The sequence below is a fragment of the Ramlibacter sp. AN1133 genome (assembly GCF_037890035.1).
GTDB lineage: Bacteria > Pseudomonadota > Gammaproteobacteria > Burkholderiales > Burkholderiaceae_C > Ramlibacter.
In genome coordinates this window covers 91,800-112,751 of record NZ_JBBKTQ010000018.1, presented here as the reverse complement: position 1 = coordinate 112,751, position 20,952 = coordinate 91,800, and the positions used below count along the sequence as shown (strand labels likewise).

Genomic DNA, 20,952 nt, shown 5'->3' with positions numbered 1-20,952 from the left:
CAAGGTCTTCTTTGTCCTTTTTGCGTCCTCTGCGTACCCTTGGCGTCCTCTGCGTCCGGCTGTCCGCATCCTTCCGAGTTGCCGACGCGCAACGCCGTGTTCGGTCCACCGCCGCATCACAGCACGCCCACAACGTTATCCACAGGTCCTGCACCGTGTTGTGCGCCGCAAACACTACGGGTAGTGCTTGAAAGGGCGTTGGACACTAGATATAGTGCCTGCCACGTCGAGGGGGCGAAGTCCTTGCCCCTGCGCAAAGAATTACTGCACGAGGAAGAAACGACGATGCAAACTGGCCTGGCCACTCCCTTCCAGCCGCTCTCCAGCGCCCACCCCACGCCCCACGCCGCCGCCCCGGCCGCCGACAACCCCCTCGCCCACTACCAGATCCTGCGCCGCAACGGCGCCGTGGTGCCCTTCGAGCCGAACAAGATCGCCGTCGCCATGATGAAGGCCTTCCTGGCCGTGCACGGCACGCAGGGCGCCGCGTCGGCCAGCGTGCGCGAGACGGTCGACGGCCTCACCCAGGCCGTGGTGCGCGCGCTCATGCGCTCGCGTCCGGGCGGCGGCACCTTCCACATCGAGGACGTGCAGGACCAGGTCGAACTGGGCCTCATGCGCGGCGGCTTCCACGACGTGGCCCGCTCCTACGTGCTCTATCGCGACCGCCGCGCGCAGGAACGCGCGAAGCAGGGCCAGGAGCAGGCGCCGGCCACGCCGCAGTTCCACGTGCTGGACCACGGCCAGCGCGTGCCGCTGGACCTCGCCGGCCTGCAGGCGCTGATCGTCGCCTCCTGCGCGGGCCTGGGCGCCGACGTGCAGCCGGACCCGATCGCCGCCGAGACCATGCGCAACCTCTACGACGGCGTGCCGCTGGACGAGGTCTACAAGGCTTCCATCCTGGCCGCCCGCACGCTGATCGAGAAGGAGCCGGATTACACCTTCGTCACCGCGCGCCTGCTGCTGCACACGATCTTCAAGGAAGTGCTGGGCGAGGAAGTGGCGCCGGCCGACCGCGCCGCCGCCTATGCCGACAGCTTCCCGCTGTTCGTGAAGAAGGGCGTGGAAAACGAACTGCTCGACGAGCGGCTGCTGCAGTACGACCTCAAGCGCCTGGGCGCGGCGCTCAAGGCCGAGCGCGACCTGAAGTTCGACTACCTGGGCCTGCAGACCCTGTACGACCGCTATTTCCTGCATGTTCGCAAGAGCCGCATCGAGCTGCCGCAGGCCTTCTTCATGCGGGTGGCCATGGGCCTGGCACTGAACGAGATCGACCGCGAAGCCCGCGCCATCGAGTTCTACGAGGTGCTCTCCAGCTTCGACTTCATGTCGTCCACGCCGACGCTGTTCAACAGCGGCTCGCTGCGTTCCCAGCTCTCGTCCTGCTACCTGACCACGGTGCCGGACGACCTGGACGGCATCTACGAATCGATCAAGGAAAACGCCCTGCTGTCCAAGTTCGCCGGCGGCCTGGGCAACGACTGGACCCGCGTGCGCGCCCTGGGCTCCCACATCAAGGGCACCAACGGCGAGTCGCAGGGCGTGGTGCCCTTCCTGAAGGTGGTCAACGACACGGCCGTGGCCGTCAACCAGGGCGGCAAGCGCAAGGGCGCCGTCTGCGCCTACCTGGAATCCTGGCACCTGGACGTCGAGGAATTCCTGGAGCTGCGCAAGAACACCGGCGACGACCGCCGCCGCACCCACGACATGAACACGGCCAACTGGATCCCCGACCTGTTCATGCGCCGCGTGATGGAAAAGGGCGAGTGGACGCTGTTCTCGCCCTCCTCCGTACCGGACCTGCACGACAAGTTCGGCGCCGAGTTCGAGCGGGCCTACGTCGCCTACGAGGAAAAGGCGAAGCGCGGCGAGATCAAGCCGAGCAAGACCATCGCCGCCAACGACCTGTGGCGCAAGATGCTCTCGATGCTGTTCGAGACGGGCCACCCCTGGATCACCTTCAAGGACGCCTGCAACGTCCGCTCGCCGCAGCAGCACGTGGGCGTGGTGCACTCGTCCAACCTGTGCACCGAGATCACGCTGAACACGTCCGACACCGAGACGGCCGTCTGCAACCTGGGCTCCGTGAACCTGCTGCAGCACCTGAAGGACGGCCGGATCGACCACGACAAGCTCAAGCGCACCGTCGCCACCGCGATGCGGATGCTCGACAACGTGATCGACATCAACTACTACGCGGTCAAGAAGGCGCGCGACTCCAACCTGCGCCACCGGCCGGTCGGCCTGGGCGTGATGGGCTTCCAGGATGCGCTGTACGAACTGCGCATCCCCTACGCGTCGAGCGAGGCCGTCCAGTTCGCCGACGAGTCCATGGAAGCGGTCTGCTACTACGCGTACTGGGCCTCCACCGACCTGGCGCGCGAGCGCGGCCGCTACTCCAGCTACAAGGGTTCGCTGTGGGACCAGGGCATCCTGCCGCTCGACACCCTGAAGCTGCTGGCCGCCCAGCGCGGCGAGCAGTACGTGGACGTCGACACCTCCGCCACCCTGGACTGGGAAGCGCTGCGCCGCAAGATCGCCGCCGACGGGATGCGCAACTCCAACTGCGTCGCGATCGCGCCGACCGCCACCATCTCCAACATCATCGGCGTGGACGCCTCCATCGAGCCCTGCTTCGGCAACCTCTCGGTCAAGTCCAACCTGTCGGGCGAGTTCACCGTGATCAACCACTACCTGGTGCGCGACCTCAAGCGCCTGGGGACCTGGGACGACGTGATGGTGATGGACCTGAAGCACTTCGACGGCTCGCTGCGCCCGATCGACCGGGTGCCCGAGGACGTCAAGGCGCTCTACGCGACCGCCTTCGAAGTCGAGCCGGTCTGGCTGGTGGAAGCCGCGGCGCGGCGGCAGAAGTGGATCGACCAGGCCCAGTCGCTCAACATCTACATGGCCGGCGCCTCGGGCAAGAAGCTGGACGAGACCTACAAGCTCGCCTGGCTGCGCGGCCTGAAGACCACCTACTACCTGCGCACGACCAGCGCGACGCAGGCCGAGAAGTCGACGGTGCAATCCGGCCGGCTCAACGCGGTGAGCAACGGCACCGCGTCCGGCGGCGGCCTGGGCGCCGCCGGCGCGCATGCGATCTCCGCGCTCGATGCGGCCGCGGCCGCGGCGCGCGCGCAGCTCGAAGCGGCGACGCCCGCGACCGACATCAAGTTCTGCGGCGTCGACGACCCGACGTGCGAAGCGTGCCAATGAGCAAGTGAAGTGCTTGCGCGCGTGCGGTTGCGCGCGCAGGCACGAACGAAATCGAAGAGGTATCGGTGTTCTCCGACAGAACGCCGATGCAACCAAGCAACAAAATGCGAGCCGAGTGTGAACGGACACTTTGAATTCATCACGCGGGCTCACATAATCCGAGCACTGGAAAACCTATGTTGACCTGGGACGACGAAGTCACGCCCACACCGTCAAAGCCCCCGAGCAGCGGTTTGCTTCCGAACCGCGAGGCCACCCTTTCCATTCCCCAACCCGCCTTGCGCACGCTGAACGACGGAGCCCCGACGCCGTCGGCAGCGCTCTCCGCGCTCGCTCCGATCGCCGTCGTCGCCGCGCCCGCCGCGGTCGCGCCCATCGTCGTCTCGCAGCCGGCCGCGCGCGGCGCCGCCACCGCCTCCGCGCAGCCCACCCGCGCGCGCCGCGTGAGCGCCGCCGACAAGCGCATCATCAACGGCCAGACCGACGTCAACCAGCTCGTCCCCTTCAAGTACAAGTGGGCCTGGGAGAAGTACCTGGCCACCTGCGCCAACCACTGGATGCCGCAGGAAATCAACATGAACCGCGACATCGCCCTGTGGAAGGACCCGAACGGTCTGACCGAGGACGAGCGCCGCATCATCAAGCGCAACCTGGGCTTCTTCGTCACCGCCGACTCGCTGGCCGCCAACAACATCGTGCTGGGCACCTACCGCCACATCACGGCGCCGGAGTGCCGCCAGTTCCTGCTGCGCCAGGCCTTCGAGGAAGCGATCCACACCCACGCCTACCAGTACATCGTGGAGTCGCTGGGCCTGGACGAGGCGGAGATCTTCAACGCCTACCATGAGGTGCAGTCGATCCGGGACAAGGACGAGTTCCTGATCCCCTTCATCGACGCGATCATGGATCCCAACTTCCACACCGGCACGCCGGAAGCCGACCAGCGCCTCCTCAAGAGCCTGATCGTCTTCGCCTGCCTGATGGAAGGCCTGTTCTTCTATGTCGGCTTCACGCAGATCCTGGCGATGGGCCGGCAGAACAAGATGACCGGGGCCGCCGAGCAGTACCAGTACATCCTCCGCGACGAGTCGATGCACTGCAACTTCGGCATCGACCTCATCAACCAGATCAAGCTCGAGAACCCGCACCTGTGGACCGCCGAATTCAAGGCGGACATCAAGGCGCTGTTCCTCAAGGCCGTCGAACTCGAGTACCGCTACGCCGAGGACACCATGCCGCGCGGCGTGCTGGGCCTCAATGCCTCCATGTTCAAGGGCTACCTGCGCTACATCGCCAACCGGCGCGCCACGCAGATCGGCCTGGAAGCGCTTTTCCCGAACGAGGAAAACCCCTTCCCCTGGATGAGCGAAATGATTGACCTGAAGAAAGAGCGCAACTTCTTCGAGACCCGCGTGATTGAATACCAGACGGGTGGCGCCCTTTCCTGGGACTGAGCATGGAATGCGAATTCCTGTAACACGGCAACTGCGATTGAGTTTGGACAGCGCCCGCTCGCACCACGGCCCGACAGAGGCCGGGGCGAGTGGGTCATGGTGTTCGTGAGGCTGGGCTGCGGCCCAACCCCACGAATCGCTTCGCGCCTCACCAACAAGGCGTGGAGTGCTTCTTTTGGTTGATGTTTGAGTCAACTTGAACAGGAGATAGCAATGGCAACTGCGAAGAAATCGGCCGCCAAGAAGGCAACGGCCAAGAAGTCCACCGGCGCGAAGAAGACGGCCGCCAAGAAGACGACGGCGAAGAAGACGACCGCGAAGAAGGCCACGGCCAAGAAGTCGACGGCCGCCAAGAAGGCGCCGGCGAAGAAGGCCACGGCAGCGAAGCGTCCGGCCGCCAAGAAGACGGCAGCGAAGCGCCCGGCAGCGAAGAAGACCGCGGCGAAGCGCCCGGCTGCGAAGAAGTCCACGGCGGGTGGCGCGCGCAAGTCGGCAGCGAAGAAGTCGACGGCTGGCACCGCGCGCAAGAGCGCGGCGAAGTCGACGGCGGGCGGTGCGCGCAAGACGGCGGCGAAGAAGGCCACCGGCGCGCGCAAGACGGCGGCGAAGTCGTCCTCGGGCGGCGCGCGCAAGACGGCGGCGAAGAAGTCGTCGGGCGGCGCGAAAAAGGCCGCCAAAACCCCTGCTGCCGCCGGCGCGCCCTCCACGGCGGCGCCGGCGCCCGCGGCTCAGACCACGCTGAACCCGCAGGCCGCCTGGCCGTTTCCGACCGCGGCCAAGCCATAAGCAGTCTTTCGGAGAAGCGCTCAGCGCTTTCTCCGAGGCTTGGCCTTCTCCAGACCCGCACCTCGGTGCGGGTCTTTTCATTGGTCTCGCTCCCTCCCCCTCCGGGGGAGGGCCGGGGTGGGGGCGCTCCGCGCTCGCCGTGCCGCGTCTAAGCTAGCGCCGTGACCCACCCCCAAGGCGATCTGTTCGGCGCTGCCGCGCCCGCCGGCCCCGCACTGCCCGCAGGCCTGCGCTACGAGGAGGCGTTCCTCTCGCGCGAGGAAGAGGCGGCGCTGCTGGCGATCGTCGAGGCGCTGCCGCTGCAGGCCATGAAGTACCGGCAGTACACGGCCTTGCGGCGCGTGGTGAGCTACGGCGGCCAGTACGACTTCAGCGCGCAGCGCCTGGACGAGGCCGAGCCGCTGCCCCACTGGCTGGATCCGCTGCGCGAGCGCGCAGCCGCCTGGATCGGGATCGATCCGGCGCGGTTCACGCAGGCGCTGGTGGCCGAGTACCGCCCCGGCACGCCGCTCGGCTGGCACCGCGACGTGCCCGATTTCGAGGACATCGTCGGCATCTCGCTGCTGGACGAGGCGGTGATGCGCTTTCGCCCCTATCCGCCCGCTGCGCCGAAGAAGGGGGACGTCGTGAAGCTCACGCTGGCGCCGCGCTCGATCTACCTGCTGCGCGGCCCGGCGCGCTGGGCGTGGCAGCACAGCGTGGCGCCGGCGAAGGTACTGCGGTATTCGATCACCTTGCGGACGGCCTCCGATCGCAAGCGGGCTCCGTAGGCTGGAGGTGGAGCGCAGCGAAACCCCAGCGATGCGCGAAGCGCTGGGGTTTCGCTGCGCTCCACCTCCAGCCTACGAGACCGCTGCCCTCCCGGCTACCTTTCCTGCGCCGCGATCTCCATCCGCCGCCGCAGCCGCGCCGCCGCCTCGCGGTCGCCGCTCTTGTCCGCCAGCATCGCCTGCGCGCCCAGCCACGCCATCACCGCGCGGCGCCAGCCCTGCTCCGATGCGGTATCCGTGGCCAGCTCCAGCACCTTGGGATCCGCCTTGCCGGTGCGCAGCAGCACGCCGGCGGCGATCACGCGCGACAACGGGTTCTTGATCTTCTCCAGCTGGCCCGCCCCGCCACCGCCCGCGATGCCGCGGTAGTCCTCGGGCAAGGCCTTGGCGTCTTGCGGTGCCAGCTTGCCGGCCAGGAAATCGGCGTAGGCGCGTTCCGCGGCGCCGGCGTCTTCGCGCAGGGGCTCGAACCCGGCGCAGGGCGCGAAGTCCAGGCTCGCGACCCACACGGCGCAGCGCGTGAGCTCCGCGCGCGCCACCAGCGCCGGCTGCGCCGTGCTCGCCAGCTCGTCGCGAAAGCGCTGGAACTCCACCGCGGCCACCTTGTCGCGCCCGGCGAGGTAGGCCCGCTCGAAGCGGTCCTGCGCGCCGTCGGCGTTGACCAGCCAGTCGGGCTGGCGCGGCTTGCTGCCGCATGCAGCCAGCAGCGCCGCCAGGGCGAGGAGCGCGAGGACTCTCATGGCAGCTCGATCTTCCGGTCCTTGGCGAAGGGCCACTTGCGCTGCAGGTCGTTGATCATGTCCTCGATCTTGCGCAGGTTGGCTTCCACCTCGGCACGCAGGGGCCCGAGGTCGGCCGTGGCCTCGCGCACGTTGCTCGCGACGCCCTGCGCCTCCTTGAGCACGCCGTCCACGCGCTGCAGGCTGCCGCGCGCATCCGTCAGCAGCGCCTGCAACTGCCGCATGCTGGCCTGGGCGTCGTCGGCGATCCCCCTGGGGCCGAACACGCGCGTGTCGGCGTTCTGCACGAAGGTTTCGCCGCGCTGCGCCAGGCGCTGGATCTCCGCCATGGCGGCATTGGCGCGGTCCACCGCGGCGACGAGTTTCTTCGCGTCCTCCTCGTTGCCGAAGATCGCGTGCAGCGCCCCCCGCTTGCCCTGCAGCTTCTGGGTGAAGGCCTGCAGGTTGGCCATCGAGCGGTTCAGCTCGGAGTTCTCGGACGTGATCTGGTTCAGGTTGTCGAGGACGTCCTTGGTCGCGCCGATCACGCGGCCCACCTCTTCGTTGAAGTCGCCGCGCAGCACCGGGCGCTCGGCGCCGTCGGGCAGCGGCGGGTCGGTGAGCACGCCGCTGTAGGCGCGCAGCTGCGCCGGCCCGAAGATGTTCTTGATCAGCGTGAAGACGCTCGACGTGCGCAGCCACTTGGCGTCCTTGCGGATCACGTCGACCTCGATGCGCACCTGGCCCTTCTCGTTGAGCGACACCTTCTTCACCGTGCCGATCGCGAAGCCGGAGAAGGTCAGGTCCATCCCCGCGATCACGCCCTCGGCGTTGTCGGCAATCAGGAACAGCTCCTGCTTCGGCTCGAAGTAGCCGCGCGAGCGCATGAGGAACAGCGCGGCGACCCCGATCAGGCCGACGGTGAACGCCAGCAGCAGGATCGCCTTGAGCTCCAGGTGCTTGACCGGCACGTTGCGCGACGCCGGCTCGGACATGGAGACCGGCGTTTCCGGCGGCTTCGGCGGCGGCTTGGGGGGCTCGTGCGGGGGGGGCGGGCTGAGCGTTTCGGCCATGGTCAGATGTAGTTGCCCACCAGCGAGATGGCCTCCAGGATCAGCAGCACGCCGAACATGCGCACCAGGCCCTGCAGCGCGGCGCTTTCGCGCGAGCCGACGTCCTCGATGTTGTTCAGGCCGGAGGCCATGGGAATCACGGAGACCGCGATCGCGAAGAACAGCGTCTTCATGACGAAGATGAAGGTGAACATGGGGGAGAAGACGCGGCCCGTGGTGTGCATGTACGCGTCCAGGCCGGCGCTGGTCGGGCCCCACACCGCGAAGTAGGCGAGGATGCCCGCCACCACGCAGCTCAGGGCCGCCAGCGTGATGCAGGCGAAGATGCCCGCCATCAGGCGCGGCAGCACCTCCACCGCGATGGGGTCGAGCCGGCGGCGCCGCAGCGTGCGGAAGTGCCCCATGCGCCGCATCTCCACCAGGGCGGCGCCGCTCGGGATCGTGCAGCGAAGGGCGACGAACAGGGCGGCGGTGAGCGGGATCAGTTCCACCACCAGCACCCGCACCACCATCTCCAGCGCGTACTGCGACAGGCCGTAGCTCTGTGCGGTGACGATCACGATGCGCGTGATGATCAGCGTGAACAGCGCGATCAGCACCGTGAACCAGCCGAGAATGGGGGCCGTGTCGACATACATGTGGCGCGCGAGGTTGTAGCGCGTCTCCGGGCCGTAGCTGCGGGGTGAGAACGCGCGCACCACCATCACGGCGCCGAAGAAGGTGATGCGCGCCCACGCGGCCGCCCAGCGCACCGGGGCCAGGCTGGTGTGGCTGACGGTGCGGTACCACGTCGACAGATGGGTCATAGCGACCGAATGGTAAGCGGGCTGGAGCGCGCGGCTCGTAAGGCGGCGCCTACAGCAGAGCCATTGCCGACCGGCGTGGCCCGGACAAGGAGAAGCGGCATGAGTGGATTCGATTGCGACCTGTTCGTCGTCGGCGGCGGCAGCGGCGGCGTGCGCGCGGCCCGGATGGCGGCCCAGCGCGGCGCCCGCGTGGTGCTGGCGGAGGCCGCGGCGCTGGGCGGCACCTGCGTCAACGTGGGCTGCATTCCCAAGAAGCTTTACAGCTACGCGGCCCATTACGCCCACGACTTCCAGGACGCGGCCGGCTTCGGCTGGGACGTGCCGGCGGCCCGTTTCGACTGGCAGCGCCTGAAGATGAACCGGGCGGCGGAGATCGCGCGGCTCAACGGCGTGTACGCGCAGCTGCTGGCAGGGGCGGGCGTGACGATGGTGCCGGGCTGGGCGACGCTGCTGGATGCGCACACCGTGCAGGTCGCCACCGGCGACGGCGCGCGGCGCTGGCGCGCGGCGCACATCCTGGTGGCCACCGGCGGCACGCCCTCCGTGCCGCACTTCCCGGGGCGGGAGCATGTACTCACCTCCGACCAGATGTTCGACCTCGAGCCGCTGCCGCGCCGACTGGTGGTGGTGGGCGGCGGCTACATCGCCTGCGAGTTCGCTTCCATCTTCCAGGGCCTCGGCGTGCAGGTGACGCAACTCTACCGCGGCGAGCAGGTGCTGCGCGGCTTCGACGACGACGTGCGTGCCTTCCTCGCGCAGGAAATGGGCAAGACCGGGATCGACCTGCGCCTGCACAGCAACGTGGCCGCCATCGAGCGCGCGGGCGCGGGCCTGGCGCTCACCCTGGAGAGCGGCGAAGCGCTCACGGCGGACGCGGTGCTCTATGCCACCGGCCGGGTGCCGAACGTCGCCGGCCTCGGGCTGGACGCGGCCGGCGTGGCCCTGAACGCGCACGGCGCCATCGTCGTCGACGAGCACTTCCGCACCGGCGTGCCTTCGATCCACGCGGTGGGCGACGTGTGCTCGCGGCTGCAACTCACGCCGGTGGCACTGGCCGAGGCGATGGTCGTGGTGGACCGCCTGTTCGGCACGGGCGAGCGCCGCATGGACTACGAATGCGTGCCCACCGCGGTCTTCACGCATCCCAACATCGGCACCGTGGGCCTGACGGAGCGGCAGGCGCGCGAGCGCTTCGGGGAGCTGCGCATCTTCCGGTCCGAGTTCCGGCCGCTCAAGCACACCCTGAGCGCAAGCACCGAGCGCACGCTGATGAAGCTGGTGGTCGACGCGGCGAGCGACCGCGTGGTGGGCCTGCACATGGTGGGCGCGGACGCGGGCGAAATCGTGCAGGGATTCGCCGTCGCAATGAAGGCGGGCGCGACGAAATCCGTGTTCGACCACACCCTCGGAATCCACCCCACCGCGGCGGAGGAGTTCGTGACGATGCGTGAGCCGGTTACGCGCTGAACCATGGCGAATCGGCCCGTGACAACTTCACGCAAGTCGCGATCCGTCAGACTGGGACTACAGGATTTACACGCCCTTTGCGGTCCTCCGCGCTGTCTCAGGCGTTCAATAACGCATGAGCGCAATCACCAGAACGACTGGCGGGCAGGGCTGCCGCCGGTGGAGCCCCGGCATCGCAGCCCTCGCTGTGGCCCTCGGCTCGGGCGTGTTCGCCCAGGTGGTGTCGGTGCCGGCAGCCCACCTCAACCACGCGGAAGGCTCGGTCGCCTACGCGCCCCAGGGGGACCAGGAATGGCATGACGTCCAGCCGCGCCGCCTGCTCAAGCGCGGCGACCGGCTGTGGACGGACCGCGGCTCGCGGGCCGAGGTGCAGGCCGGCGGCCATGCGCTGCGCATGAACGGCGAAACGCAGCTGATCCTGGAGAACGTCAGCGACACGGCCACGCAACTGAGCCTCACGCAGGGCAGCATCGCCGCCACCGTCACGCGCGTGAACCCCGGCGACAGCTTCGAGGTCGGCACGCCCAACCTCGCGTTCCGCGCGCGCCAGCCGGGCGACTACCGCATCGACGTCGACACGAAGCAGGGCGTCACGCGCGTCGTCGTGCTGGCCGGCACCGGCGTGGTGTACGGCGAGAAGGGCGAGGCGCTCGAACTGCGCACCGGCCAGCGCCTCACGTTCCGCGACCGCAACCTCGCCCGCATGCTGCAGCCGGCCTTCGCGGCCAGCGACGATTTCGACCGCTGGGCGGGCGCACGCAAGCGCGGCGAACCGACGGTGAGCATGCCCACCGTGGCCGCCGCGCCGGACAAGCCGATCCCCAACACGATCAGCAAGGGCAAGGACATCGTGATCTCCGGTTCCGCAGCCAGCCTGAAGCAGCCGCCTGCGCAGGCCAAGGCCGCCGCACCGGTCGCACCGGCGATCGCGCAGCCCGCCGTCCTGGCGCAACCGGCCGCCAAGGTGATGCCCTCCTCGCCGCCCACCCTGAAGGTGGCCGCGCCGATGCTGCCGCCGGCCGCCTCGGTGCAGAACGCCTCCCTTCCCGCGGCGCCCGCGCCGCAGGCGCAAGCCGCCGCCGCCAGGGCGCAGGCCGACGCGCAGGCCCAGGCGCAAGCCCAGGCCGCGCGCGAGCAGCAACGTCTCGCTCAGCAGCGCACCGAGCGGGAACGCCAGGCCGCCGCACGCGCCGAGCAGGAACGCCAAGCCGCCGCCGCGGCCCGCGCCGAACAGGACAGGCGCGCGCTCGTCGCCGCCGAAGCCAGGCGTGCCGACGAACGCCGCCGTGCGCTCGCTGCCCGGCATGCCGAGGAAGAGCGCCGCCAGCTCGCCGCCAGGCGCGAACAGGAACACAGGCGCCATCTCGCGATGAAGCGCGCCGAGGAGGAAAAGCAGAAGAAGCTGGCGCTCGCCCGCCGCGCCGCGGAGGAAAAGCGGCTGGCCGCCGCACGCAAGGCCGAACAGCAGAAGCTGGCCGCCGCCGAAGCCGCGCGTCGCCAGCACCTCGCGCGCCTGCAGGAGCAGGCCAGGCGCGAGGAACAGAGTTCCGTGGTGCGCCGCGCGGAGGCGGCCCGCCGGGCCGACGAGGATCGCCGGGAAGAACTGGCGCGGCGCGCCGAACAGGCCCGCCGCGAGGAAGACGCCCGCCGGGAAGAGCAGGCCCGCCGCGATGACGTCGAGAGGCGCCAGCGGGCCCTGGCGGAGCAGGCGCGGCGCGATCAGGCGCGCCGCGAAGAGGAAGTGTGGCTGCGGCAGCAGCAGCAGATCTACCAGCCGTCGCGCCCGCAACCCATGGGCGTGCCCGCCCGCAGGATCAGTTGACGCGACGCGTGTAGGTGCGCGTCACCGGCTGCGCCTTTTCTTCTTCCGGCGGCAGGTAGATCGTCGTGCGATCGATCTTCGCATCGAAGGCGGCGATCTCCGCGCTCGCGCACCGGATCACGGCACGATCGAGCGGATGGCATTGGCGTTGGCTCAGTCTGCTCAGTTCCTCGGAACTGTCGATGTGCTGCTTGACCTGGGCCGGATCGACCATCAGGGCAAAGGGGTTCGCGGCCAACGCTGTCGTCATTTTCTGGGACTCCTTGATTCGCTTTTGGGGTGATCTGCGACCTTGTTCTGGATGACGCAGACTGTCGGCCCTGCGCGCCAGAGGCAAGGTCAGCCGGCTGCGTTTGACGCTGTAGGACGGATACCCACCTCCGGACGGGGTGTGCGGGACCATGGAAGGGCAGTTGCACAATAGGCACATGCCCTTCATGCCGCCGTTCATCGCCCCGACCCTCCACAACGATCCCGAAAGCGCGCTGAACGAGGTGCGCGCCATCTACTCGCAGCAGATCAGCCACCTGCGCGAAGCGATGCAGCGCTTCGTGGCGGGCGAGGCGTTGCCGGGGCGCGTGCGCGCCTGCTATCCCTACGTTCGCATCCGCACCGAGAGCGTGATGCCGCAGGCGGCGCTGGAGAACTCGGGCCTCTCGTACGGTTTCGTGCCCAGCGCGGGCATCTACGAGACGACGCTCACGCGGCCGGACCTGTACGCGGGCTACTACCTCGACCAGTTCCGGCTGCTGATGGAGAACCACGGCGTGCCGCTCGAAGTGGGCGTGAGCAACGAGCCGATGCCGATCCACTTCTCCTTCGCCGAGCACGACCACATCGAGGGGAACCTGCCGCCCGCGCGCCGCATGATGATGCGCGACCTGTTCGACCTGCCGGACCTCGGCCGCATGGACGACGGCATCGCCAACGGCACGCTGCAGTTCAATCCGGAGCAGCCGCTGCCGCTGGCGCTCTTCACCGCCGCGCGCGTGGACTACTCGCTGCACCGCATGCGGCACTACACGGGCAGCGCCCCCGAGTGGTGCCAGAACTTCATCCTGTTCACCAACTACCAGTTCTACATCGACGAATTCATCAAGCTCGGGCACGAGGAGATGAATCGGCCGGACAGCGAATATGTCGCCTTCGTCGAGCCGGGCAACGTGGTGACGCGCCGCGTGGGCCTGCCGCGCGAGGCGATGGACAGCTTCGGCGCGCCGCCGCCGCGGCTGCCGCAGATGCCGGCCTACCACCTGGTGCGGCCGGGCCATGGCGGCATCACGATGATCAACATCGGCGTGGGACCCGCCAACGCCAAGAACATCACCGACCACGTGGCGGTGCTGCGGCCGCATGCGTGGCTGATGCTCGGACACTGCGCCGGGCTGCGCAACTCGCAGCAGCTGGGCGACTACGTGCTGGCCCACGGCTACGTGCGCGAGGACCACGTGCTCGACGAGGAGCTGCCGCTGTGGGTGCCGATCCCGGCGCTGGCGGAAATCCAGGTGGCGCTGGAACATGCCGTGGCCGACGTCACGCAATGCAAGGGCGCGGACCTCAAGCGCATCATGCGCACCGGCACGGTGGCCAGCACCGACAACCGCAACTGGGAACTGTTGCCGGGCAACGAGCCGCAGCGGCGCTTCTCGATCAGCCGCGCGGTCGCACTGGACATGGAAAGCGCCACCATCGCGGCCAACGGCTTCCGCTTCCGCGTGCCCTACGGCACGCTGCTGTGCGTGAGCGACAAGCCGCTGCACGGCGAGATCAAGCTGCCCGGAATGGCGAACCACTTCTACCGCGAGCGCGTCGACCAGCACCTGCGCATCGGCATGCGGGCGATCGAGATCCTGCGCCAGGGCGGCCCGCAACGGCTGCACAGCCGCAAGCTGCGGGCCTTCGACGAGGTGGCCTTCCAGTAGGCGCGTCAGGCGAGCGAGGGCACCTCGTAGCCGATTCCGGCGGACGGCTTGCCGCTGCGCGTCAGCACCGCGGCCGGGACGACCGGGGGCGCGGCCGGGACGGCCGGCGGCGCCGCCGCGTCGAGCCTGAAGACCCCGACGGCGTGCACCAGGTTCTGCGCCTGCTCCTTCAGCGAATCGGCCGACACCGACGCCTGTTCCACCATCGCGGCGTTCTGTTGCGTGACGCGGTCCATCTGCGCGACGGACTGGCTCACCTCCTGGATGCCGTTCGCCTGCTCGCGCGATGCCGCGGCCATTTCCGAGATGATGCCGCTCACCCGCTGGACGGAGCCGACGATCTGCTCCATGGTCTTGCCGGCCAGGTCGACCAGCCTGGTGCCGTCCTGCACGTCGTGCACCGAGTGGTCGATCAGCTGCTTGATCTCCTTGGCGGAGGCCGCGCTGCGCTGCGCCAGGGTGCGCACTTCGGAGGCGACCACGGCAAAGCCCCGTCCCTGGTCGCCGGCGCGCGCGGCTTCGACCGCGGCGTTGAGGGCGAGGATGTTGGTCTGGAAGGCGATCGCATCGATGACGCCGGTGATGTCGACGATCTTCCTGGAGCTCGTGTCGATGGCGTTCATGGTCTGCACCACGCGGCCGATCACCTGGCCACCCTGGGTGGCCACTTCCGTCGCCGTGGCGGCCAGCTCGTTGGCCTGGCGCGCGCTGTCGGCATTCTGCTGCACCGTGACCGTCAGCTCCTCCATGGACGACGTGGTCTCCTCCAGCGAACTCGCCTGCTCCTCGGTGCGCTGCGACAGGTCCGCGTTGGCCATGGCGATTTCGTCGGAAGCGGTGGCGATGGTGCCCGTGGCCGCACGCACGTCGCCGATCGTGCTGCGAAGGCGCGCCACCGTGACGTCGAGGGCGGCGAGCAACTGCCCCAGTTCATCGGGCCTGCGCTGCCTCCCCTGGTGCGTGAGGTCGCCGCGCGCCAGCGCCTGCGCCACGGCCTGCGCTTCGGCGACGCCCGCCATGAGAGAGCGCGCGACGAGCACGGCGATGCCCAGGGTGAGGGCCAGCACGACGAACACCGCAGCCGCCGTGGCGTCGCGGAAGTGGCGCGCGGAGGTCTCCAGCGCCGCCGTCTCCGCCCCCACCGCGGCGCTGAAGCTGGGAAGCATCGCGTCGAGCGGCTTCACGACCTTCTGCTGCACCACCGGCCACTGGTCCTCCAGCATCGCGGTCAGCGCCACCTTGTCGTCGGCGGCGTAGGCCTTGTCCAGCGCTTCGGCGAAGCGATAGAACTCGGGCATGGAGGCGTCCAGTGCGGCGACGAGCTTGCCGCCGTCGCCCTGCACCTCGCCCACCGCCTGCCTGAAGTCCCGCCACAGCGCGGGCGCGGCCTGCACGGTCTCGCGCAGGTGGATGCGCGAGCCGGGGATGGGCATCTGGTCGAGAAGCACCCCCGCCAGCCGGAAGCGCACCTCCTTCAGGTGCGTGGCCAGTTCCTGCAGCTTGGAGACGGGTGCGAAGCGCTCGCTGTGGATGACGGAGGCGGTATGCGCCACCCGTGCCGAGAACTGGATGGCCATGCCGGCGAGCGACGAAGCGCCGATCAGGCACACGAATCCCAGCACGTACAGCTTCTGCCGGATGCTCAGGCTGCGCTTTCTCATGGGTACTCCCTTGGATGGCGGATCTCACTCGATGGGGAATCCCCTGGCCTTCCATTCGGGGAACCCGCCGCGCAGCCACTGCACCTTCTTGTAGCCGGCCTCGGCCGCGACCTTCGAGGCCTTGTAGCTCTTCCAGCATTCGGGGCCGTTGCAGTAGAAGATCACCGGCCGGCTCTTGTCCGCCGGCAGCTGCGCGAGATCGAAGCGGTCGTCCTTCGGGTTGAAGGCGACGTCCTTGGGGCTCTTTTCCTTGTACGTCACGTTCTTGGCCCCCTTGATGTGCGAGTCGGCGTATTCGTTGCCGACCCGCGTGTCGATCATCGCGGCGCCGCCGTCCATCAGCGACTTCGCATGTTCCGCCGTCACCACGGCGACGCCGGCAAGCGTGCTCGGCACGTCGCCGGCAAGGGCGTTGGCGGCCACCGCGAGCAGCGCGCCCGCGACCCACTTCGAGATGCCGAGACGCAGGGACCCGGTGGCGGAATTGAGGTTCGCTTGCATGCCTTCTCCTTCACTTGTTGCAAGGTCGTCCTGGCTGCGCCGGACGCTGAAACTGTTACGAACAGTATCAGCGCCTGCTGATATTGCAAGGCAGCCAGGAGCCGGCGTGCGAGCAGCCATGACCCACGTCAACGATCGCGCATGCACCTCGGACCGGCGGTGCCGGAACGAGGATGGACGGACGTGCCCGCGCGCCGGGGCACAAGCCGGCGGCTGGATCCACCCCAGGGATCGCGCCTAAGGCTGGAGCGCCGCCTCGGTCGCGATCACCGTCCCCATCGCTTCGCCGAGCCGCACCGGCCGCGTCGGCGCCCAGTCCGGCGTGAAGGTCAGCACGTTGCGCGGGAACAGCATGACGACCGTCGAGCCGAGCAGGAAGCGCCCCATCTCCTCGCCCTTGGCCAGCCGGATGTCGCGCTCGTCGTAGCGCCACTCGCGCACGTCGCGCGTGCGCGGCGGGTTCACCACCCCGTGCCACACGGTCGCCATGCTGCCCACGATGGTGGCGCCCACCAGCACCATCACCATGGCGCCGTGCGCGCACTCGAACTCGCACACCACGCGCTCGTTGCGCGCGAACAGGCTGGGCACGTGGCGCGCGGTCAAGGGGTTGACCGAGAACAGGTCGCCCGGCACGTAGATCATGCGTTTCAGGCGCCCGTCGCATGGCATGTGGATGCGGTGGTAGTCCTTGGGCGCGAGGTACAGCGTCGCGAAATGGCCGTGGTCGAACTGGCGCGCCAGCGCCTGGTCGCCGCCGACCAGCGCGCGCGTCGAGTAGCTGTGGCCCTTGGCCTGGAACAGCTGGTCGTGCTCGATCGGACCGAACTGGCTGATCGCGGCATCCACCGGGCAGACGAAGGGCGCCGCGGCGATGGGCCGCGCGCCGGGCTTGAGCGGCCGGGTGAAGAAGTCGTTGAAGCTGGCGTAGCTCTCGATGCGCGGCTCGAGCGCTTCCTGCATGTCCACCCGGTAGTGGTCGACGAAGCGCCGGATGGTCCACTGCGTGAGGCCGCCCATGCGCGCGGAAGCGAACTTGCCCGCCAGCACCGTCAGCAGTTTCTTGGGCAGCAGGTATTGCTGGGTGATGGGAAGCGGCGGCAACAACGGAAACAAGCGTGGGACCTCGTCGGCAAAAAGAAATTCTACGGCTGCGATGCGCGGCCGGGCAGCGGCCGCGCGCTGCACAATAGCCGCCGCCCATGACCGAGCCGCTCTTCGAAGCCCGCGCCCTGACCAAGCGCTACGGCGACAGCACCGTCGTCGATGCGCTGTCCTTCCACATCGAGGCCGGCGAATGCCTGGGCGTGATCGGCCCCAACGGCGCCGGCAAGACGACCACGATCCGCATGTGCCTGGGGCTCACCGAGCCCGACAGCGGCGAGATCACGGCGCTGGGCCTGCGCATGCCGCGCGATGCCCTGGCCATCAAGGCGCAGCTGGGCGTGGTGAGCCAGTTCGACTCGCTCGACCCGGACTTCAGCTGCGCGGAGAACCTGCTCGTGTACGGCCGCTACTTCGCGCTGCCGGAGAAATGGATCCGCGCGCGGATCCCCCAACTGCTCGAATTCGCCGCGCTCACGCACAAGGCGGATGCGCGGCCGGCCGAACTCTCGGGCGGCATGCGCCGGCGCCTGTCGCTGGCACGCGCCCTCGTCAACGATCCGCGCCTGCTGATGCTGGATGAACCCACCACCGGCCTGGACCCCCAGGCACGGCACCTGATGTGGGAGCGCCTGCAGGTGCTGCTGCAGCAGGGCAAGTCGATCCTGCTGACCACGCACTTCATGGACGAAGCCGAGCGACTGTGCACCCGCCTGCTCGTGCTGGACCACGGCCGCAAGATCGCGGAAGGCCGGCCCCGCGACCTGATCGCCGAGCACCTGGAGCCTGACGTGGTGGAGGCCTATGGGAATGGCGCGCTGGCCCTCGCCGAATCGCCCCTGCGCGCGATGGCGGGCCGCACGGAGGTGAGCGGCGAGACCGTCTTCTTCTACACGCAGGACGCGCGACCGCTGCTCGATGCGCTGGCGCGCGAGCACCCGAAGCTGCGCACCTTGCACCGGCCGGCCAACCTCGAGGACCTGTTCCTCAAGTTGACGGGTCGCCAGATTCGGGAGGAGGCGTGAACAGCAAAACCAAACTTCCGGACGCAGAGGACGCGAAGGGTACGCAGAGGACGCAAAAGAAACCAAGGAAACCAAGGAAATCAAAGAAGCCAAAGAAACCTTGATGAATTGCCTTCCTTTTGCGTCCTCTGCGTACCCTTTGCGCCCTCTGCGTCCGGCAGTCCGCCTTCCACGCGAGGCCCGTCGTCAAACGGTGTGCATGACATGAACCACTGGCGCGCCCCGGCGCTGTCCATGCGTTTCTGGCCCGTGTTCCGCCGCAACCTGCTGGTGTGGAAGAAGCTCGCGGTGCCGAGCCTGATCGGCAACATCGCCGAGCCCCTGATCTGGCTGGTGGCCTTCGGCTACGGCATGGGAGCGCTGGTGGGCAGCGTGCGCCTGGGCGGGACCGAAGTGCCCTACATCCTGTTCCTGGCGAGCGGCTCGGTCTGCATGAGCGCGATGAACGCGGCCAGCTTCGAGGCGCTCTATTCCGCCTTCTCGCGCATGCACGTGCAGAAGACCTGGGACGGCATCATGAACGCCCCGGTGAGCCTGGACGACGTGGTGATGGCGGAGATGCTGTGGGCCGCGTACAAGGCGATCTTCACGGCCACCGCGATCCTGCTGGTGATGCTGGCGCTGAACATCAGCCACAGCCCGAAGCTGCTGGCGGCGTGGGTGGTGCTGCTGGCCGTGGGCATCACCTTCTCGTGCATCGCGCTGATCTTCAACGCGCTGGCCAAGGGCTACGACTTCTTCACCTACTACTTCACGCTCTTCCTCACGCCCATGATGTTCCTCTCGGGCGTGTTCTTCCCGCGCGAGCAGCTGCCGCAGGTGGTACGCGTGATCTCGGACTGGCTGCCGCTGACGAACGCGATCGAACTGGTCCGGCCGATGTTCATGGACCGCTGGCCGGACGGCGCGCTGCGGCACCTGCTGGTGCTCGCGGTCTATGCGGTGATCGCGTTCTGGGCCGCGCTGGCGCTGACGCGGCGGCGGTTCGCGGCCTGACGCACCAGGTCGGCCGCCTTCTCGCCGATCATGATCACCGGCGCGTTGGTGTTGCCGGCCACGATGCTGGGCATGATCGACGCGTCGACGACGCGCAGGCCTTCGATGCCCCGCACGCGCAGTTCCGCATCGACCACGTCCAGCGCTCCCGTCCCCATGCGGCACGTCCCCACCGGGTGGTAGATCGTGTCGGCGTGGCTGCGGATGAACGCGGCGATGCCTTCGTCGTCGCGCGCGTCTGCGGAGGCCGCCAGCTCGCGGCCGCGGTAGCCGGCCAGGGCCGGCTGCTCCAGGATGCGGCGCATCGCGCGGAAGCCCGTCACGAGCCGGCGCAGGTCGTCCGGATCGCCGAGGAAGTCGGGGTCGATGCACGGCGCGGCGAAGGGATCGGCGCTGGCCAGCGTCAGCGCGCCGCGGCTCTTCGGCCGCAGCAGGCACACGTGGCACGAGTAGCCGTGGCCGAACACCGTCTTGCGGCCATGGTCCACCAGCTTGCCGACGACGAAGTGCAGCTGCAGGTCCGGCAGCGGCTCCTGCGGCGCGCTGCGGATGAAGCCGCCCGCCTCGGCGAAGTTGGTGGTGAGCAGGCCGGTGCGATGGCGGCGCCATTCGAGGATGCCCTTGACGGCGCTCACGATGCCGGCCACCGACAGGCCGAACAGGTCGGTGAGATGCGGCGCGTCGACCACCTGCACCACGTCCACGTGGTCATGCAGGTTGCGGCCGACGCCGGGCAGGTCGTGCACCACGGGGATGCCGTGCTGGCGCAGGTGCTCGCCGGGGCCGATGCCGGAGAGCATCAGCAGTTGCGGCGACTGCAGCGCGCCGGCCGCGAGGATCACCTCGCGCCGCGCGCGGATCGTCCTGTCCTGCCCGCCTTGCCGGTAGGCGACGCCGACCGCGGCCTTGCCTTCCAGCAGCACGCGCGTGGCGTGCGCGCCCGTGATCACGTGCAGGTTCGGCCGGCCGCGGTTCGGCGCGAGGTAGGCCTTGGCCGCGCTGAAGCGCTCACCCGCCTTGTGCGTGACCTGGTACAGGCCCACGCCTTCCTGCGTCGGGCCGTTGAAGTCGCGGTTCTCGGGGTAGCCGGCCTGCCGCGCCGCCTCCACGAAGACGGCGCCGAAGCGATGCGGCGAGCGCAGGTCCATCACGTTCAGCGGCCCGTCGGCGCCGTGGAAGGCGTCCGCGCCGCGTTCGTTGTGCTCGCTGCGCTTGAAGTAGGGCAGCACGTCCTCGAAGGACCAGCCCGGATTGCCCTCGGCCGCCCACGCGTCGTAGTCGGCACGGTGGCCGCGCGTGTAGATCATGGCGTTGATCGAGCTGGAGCCGCCCAGCACCTTGCCGCGCGGCACGTAGCCGCGGCGCCCGCCCAGGCCCGGCTGCGGGACGGTCTGGAACTTCCAGTTGGCCTGCCCCGTCTGCGCCAGCACCGCGAGGCCGGCCGGGCACTGGATCAGCACGCTGGTGTCGGCCGGCCCCGCCTCCAGCAGCGCCACCTGCACGGCGGGGTCTTCGCTCAGGCGCGCGGCCAGCACGCAGCCGGCGGAACCGCCGCCGACGATCACGTAATCCATGGCCAGGGCATCGCTGGGAACCATCGTCTCGTCCTCCTGCGCCAGTCTAGGCA

General features: G+C 68.9%; 17 protein-coding genes. 9 read left to right on the top strand and 8 right to left on the bottom strand.

The window, feature by feature from the left end:
• Positions 1-285: 285 nt before the first annotated feature.
• The 4 genes from WG923_RS21860 to WG923_RS21845 all read left to right on the top strand — a co-directional run bounded on the left by WG923_RS21860 (position 286) and on the right by WG923_RS21845 (position 6,229).
• Entirely contained in the window at positions 286-3,219 is a 2,934-nt protein-coding gene (locus WG923_RS21860; protein WP_340353117.1) for a ribonucleoside-diphosphate reductase subunit alpha, read from the top strand.
• 176 nt (positions 3,220-3,395) lie between these two features.
• Positions 3,396-4,673 carry a ribonucleotide-diphosphate reductase subunit beta gene (locus tag WG923_RS21855; protein WP_340353116.1) on the top strand — a complete coding sequence of 426 codons (1,278 nt, stop codon included), beginning with the start codon at positions 3,396-3,398 and terminating at the stop codon, positions 4,671-4,673.
• A 213-nt stretch (positions 4,674-4,886) separates the two neighbouring features.
• Positions 4,887-5,459, top strand: coding sequence for a histone H1-like DNA-binding protein (locus WG923_RS21850; protein WP_340353115.1), 573 nt, complete (start codon positions 4,887-4,889; stop codon positions 5,457-5,459).
• A 161-nt stretch (positions 5,460-5,620) separates the two neighbouring features.
• Positions 5,621-6,229: an alpha-ketoglutarate-dependent dioxygenase AlkB gene (locus tag WG923_RS21845; protein WP_340353114.1), complete on the top strand. Its 609-nt coding sequence runs from the start codon at positions 5,621-5,623 to the stop codon at positions 6,227-6,229.
• 95 nt (positions 6,230-6,324) lie between these two features.
• Here the strand turns inward: WG923_RS21845 and WG923_RS21840 are convergent, their stop codons facing one another.
• From WG923_RS21840 to WG923_RS21830, 3 genes are read right to left on the bottom strand one after another with little or no spacing between them, the layout of a single operon-like run.
• The gene (locus tag WG923_RS21840) at positions 6,325-6,969 is read right to left on the bottom strand and encodes a hypothetical protein (RefSeq protein ID WP_340353113.1); all 645 of its coding nucleotides are present in this window, start codon (positions 6,967-6,969) and stop codon (positions 6,325-6,327) included.
• Positions 6,966-8,021, bottom strand: a complete 1,056-nt coding sequence (locus WG923_RS21835; protein ID WP_340353112.1) for an MlaD family protein — start codon at positions 8,019-8,021, stop codon at positions 6,966-6,968. The genes WG923_RS21840 and WG923_RS21835 overlap by 4 nt, the downstream gene beginning before the upstream one ends.
• A 2-nt stretch (positions 8,022-8,023) precedes the next feature.
• On the bottom strand, positions 8,024-8,827 hold the full coding sequence (locus WG923_RS21830; RefSeq protein WP_340353111.1) for an MlaE family ABC transporter permease: 804 nt from the start codon (positions 8,825-8,827) through the stop codon (positions 8,024-8,026).
• 99 nt (positions 8,828-8,926) lie between these two features.
• On the opposite strand from WG923_RS21830, the gene gorA reads away from it, so the two are divergent.
• Together gorA and WG923_RS21820 are read left to right on the top strand one after the other, a co-directional pair.
• A complete protein-coding gene (gene gorA / locus WG923_RS21825; RefSeq protein WP_340353110.1) occupies positions 8,927-10,294 on the top strand; it encodes a glutathione-disulfide reductase in 1,368 nt (455 codons plus the stop codon).
• A gap of 115 nt (positions 10,295-10,409) precedes the next feature.
• On the top strand, positions 10,410-12,116 hold the full coding sequence (locus WG923_RS21820; protein ID WP_340353109.1) for a hypothetical protein: 1,707 nt from the start codon (positions 10,410-10,412) through the stop codon (positions 12,114-12,116).
• On the opposite strand, the gene WG923_RS21815 is transcribed toward WG923_RS21820, so the two are convergent.
• Positions 12,109-12,567 (bottom strand): hypothetical protein, encoded by a 459-nt coding sequence (locus WG923_RS21815; protein WP_340353108.1) that lies wholly within the window; start codon positions 12,565-12,567, stop codon positions 12,109-12,111. The two genes, WG923_RS21820 and WG923_RS21815, sit on opposite strands and share 8 nt — an antisense overlap.
• Here WG923_RS21815 and WG923_RS21810 point away from each other — a divergent pair.
• Positions 12,545-14,038 (top strand): AMP nucleosidase, encoded by a 1,494-nt coding sequence (locus WG923_RS21810; protein WP_340353107.1) that lies wholly within the window; start codon positions 12,545-12,547, stop codon positions 14,036-14,038. The two genes, WG923_RS21815 and WG923_RS21810, sit on opposite strands and share 23 nt — an antisense overlap.
• A gap of 5 nt (positions 14,039-14,043) precedes the next feature.
• On the opposite strand, the gene WG923_RS21805 is transcribed toward WG923_RS21810, so the two are convergent.
• The 3 genes from WG923_RS21805 to asd all read right to left on the bottom strand — a co-directional run bounded on the left by WG923_RS21805 (position 14,044) and on the right by asd (position 17,307).
• Complete coding sequence (locus tag WG923_RS21805; RefSeq protein WP_340353106.1) at positions 14,044-15,699, bottom strand: methyl-accepting chemotaxis protein; 1,656 nt, start codon at positions 15,697-15,699, stop codon at positions 14,044-14,046.
• 24 nt (positions 15,700-15,723) lie between these two features.
• Positions 15,724-16,200 (bottom strand): rhodanese-like domain-containing protein, encoded by a 477-nt coding sequence (locus WG923_RS21800; protein ID WP_340353105.1) that lies wholly within the window; start codon positions 16,198-16,200, stop codon positions 15,724-15,726.
• Between the two features lie 237 nt (positions 16,201-16,437).
• Positions 16,438-17,307, bottom strand: a complete 870-nt coding sequence (asd, locus tag WG923_RS21795; protein ID WP_445322958.1) for an archaetidylserine decarboxylase — start codon at positions 17,305-17,307, stop codon at positions 16,438-16,440.
• Between the two features lie 95 nt (positions 17,308-17,402).
• On the opposite strand from asd, the gene WG923_RS21790 reads away from it, so the two are divergent.
• Together WG923_RS21790 and WG923_RS21785 are read left to right on the top strand one after the other, a co-directional pair.
• Positions 17,403-18,329, top strand: a complete 927-nt coding sequence (locus WG923_RS21790) for an ATP-binding cassette domain-containing protein (protein WP_340353104.1) — start codon at positions 17,403-17,405, stop codon at positions 18,327-18,329.
• Positions 18,330-18,533: 204 nt separating this feature from the next.
• A complete protein-coding gene (locus tag WG923_RS21785; RefSeq protein WP_340353103.1) occupies positions 18,534-19,325 on the top strand; it encodes an ABC transporter permease in 792 nt (263 codons plus the stop codon).
• On the opposite strand, the gene WG923_RS21780 is transcribed toward WG923_RS21785, so the two are convergent.
• The gene (locus WG923_RS21780; RefSeq protein WP_340353102.1) at positions 19,265-20,923 is read right to left on the bottom strand and encodes a GMC family oxidoreductase; all 1,659 of its coding nucleotides are present in this window, start codon (positions 20,921-20,923) and stop codon (positions 19,265-19,267) included. The genes WG923_RS21785 and WG923_RS21780 overlap by 61 nt on opposite strands.
• Positions 20,924-20,952: the final 29 nt, after the last annotated feature.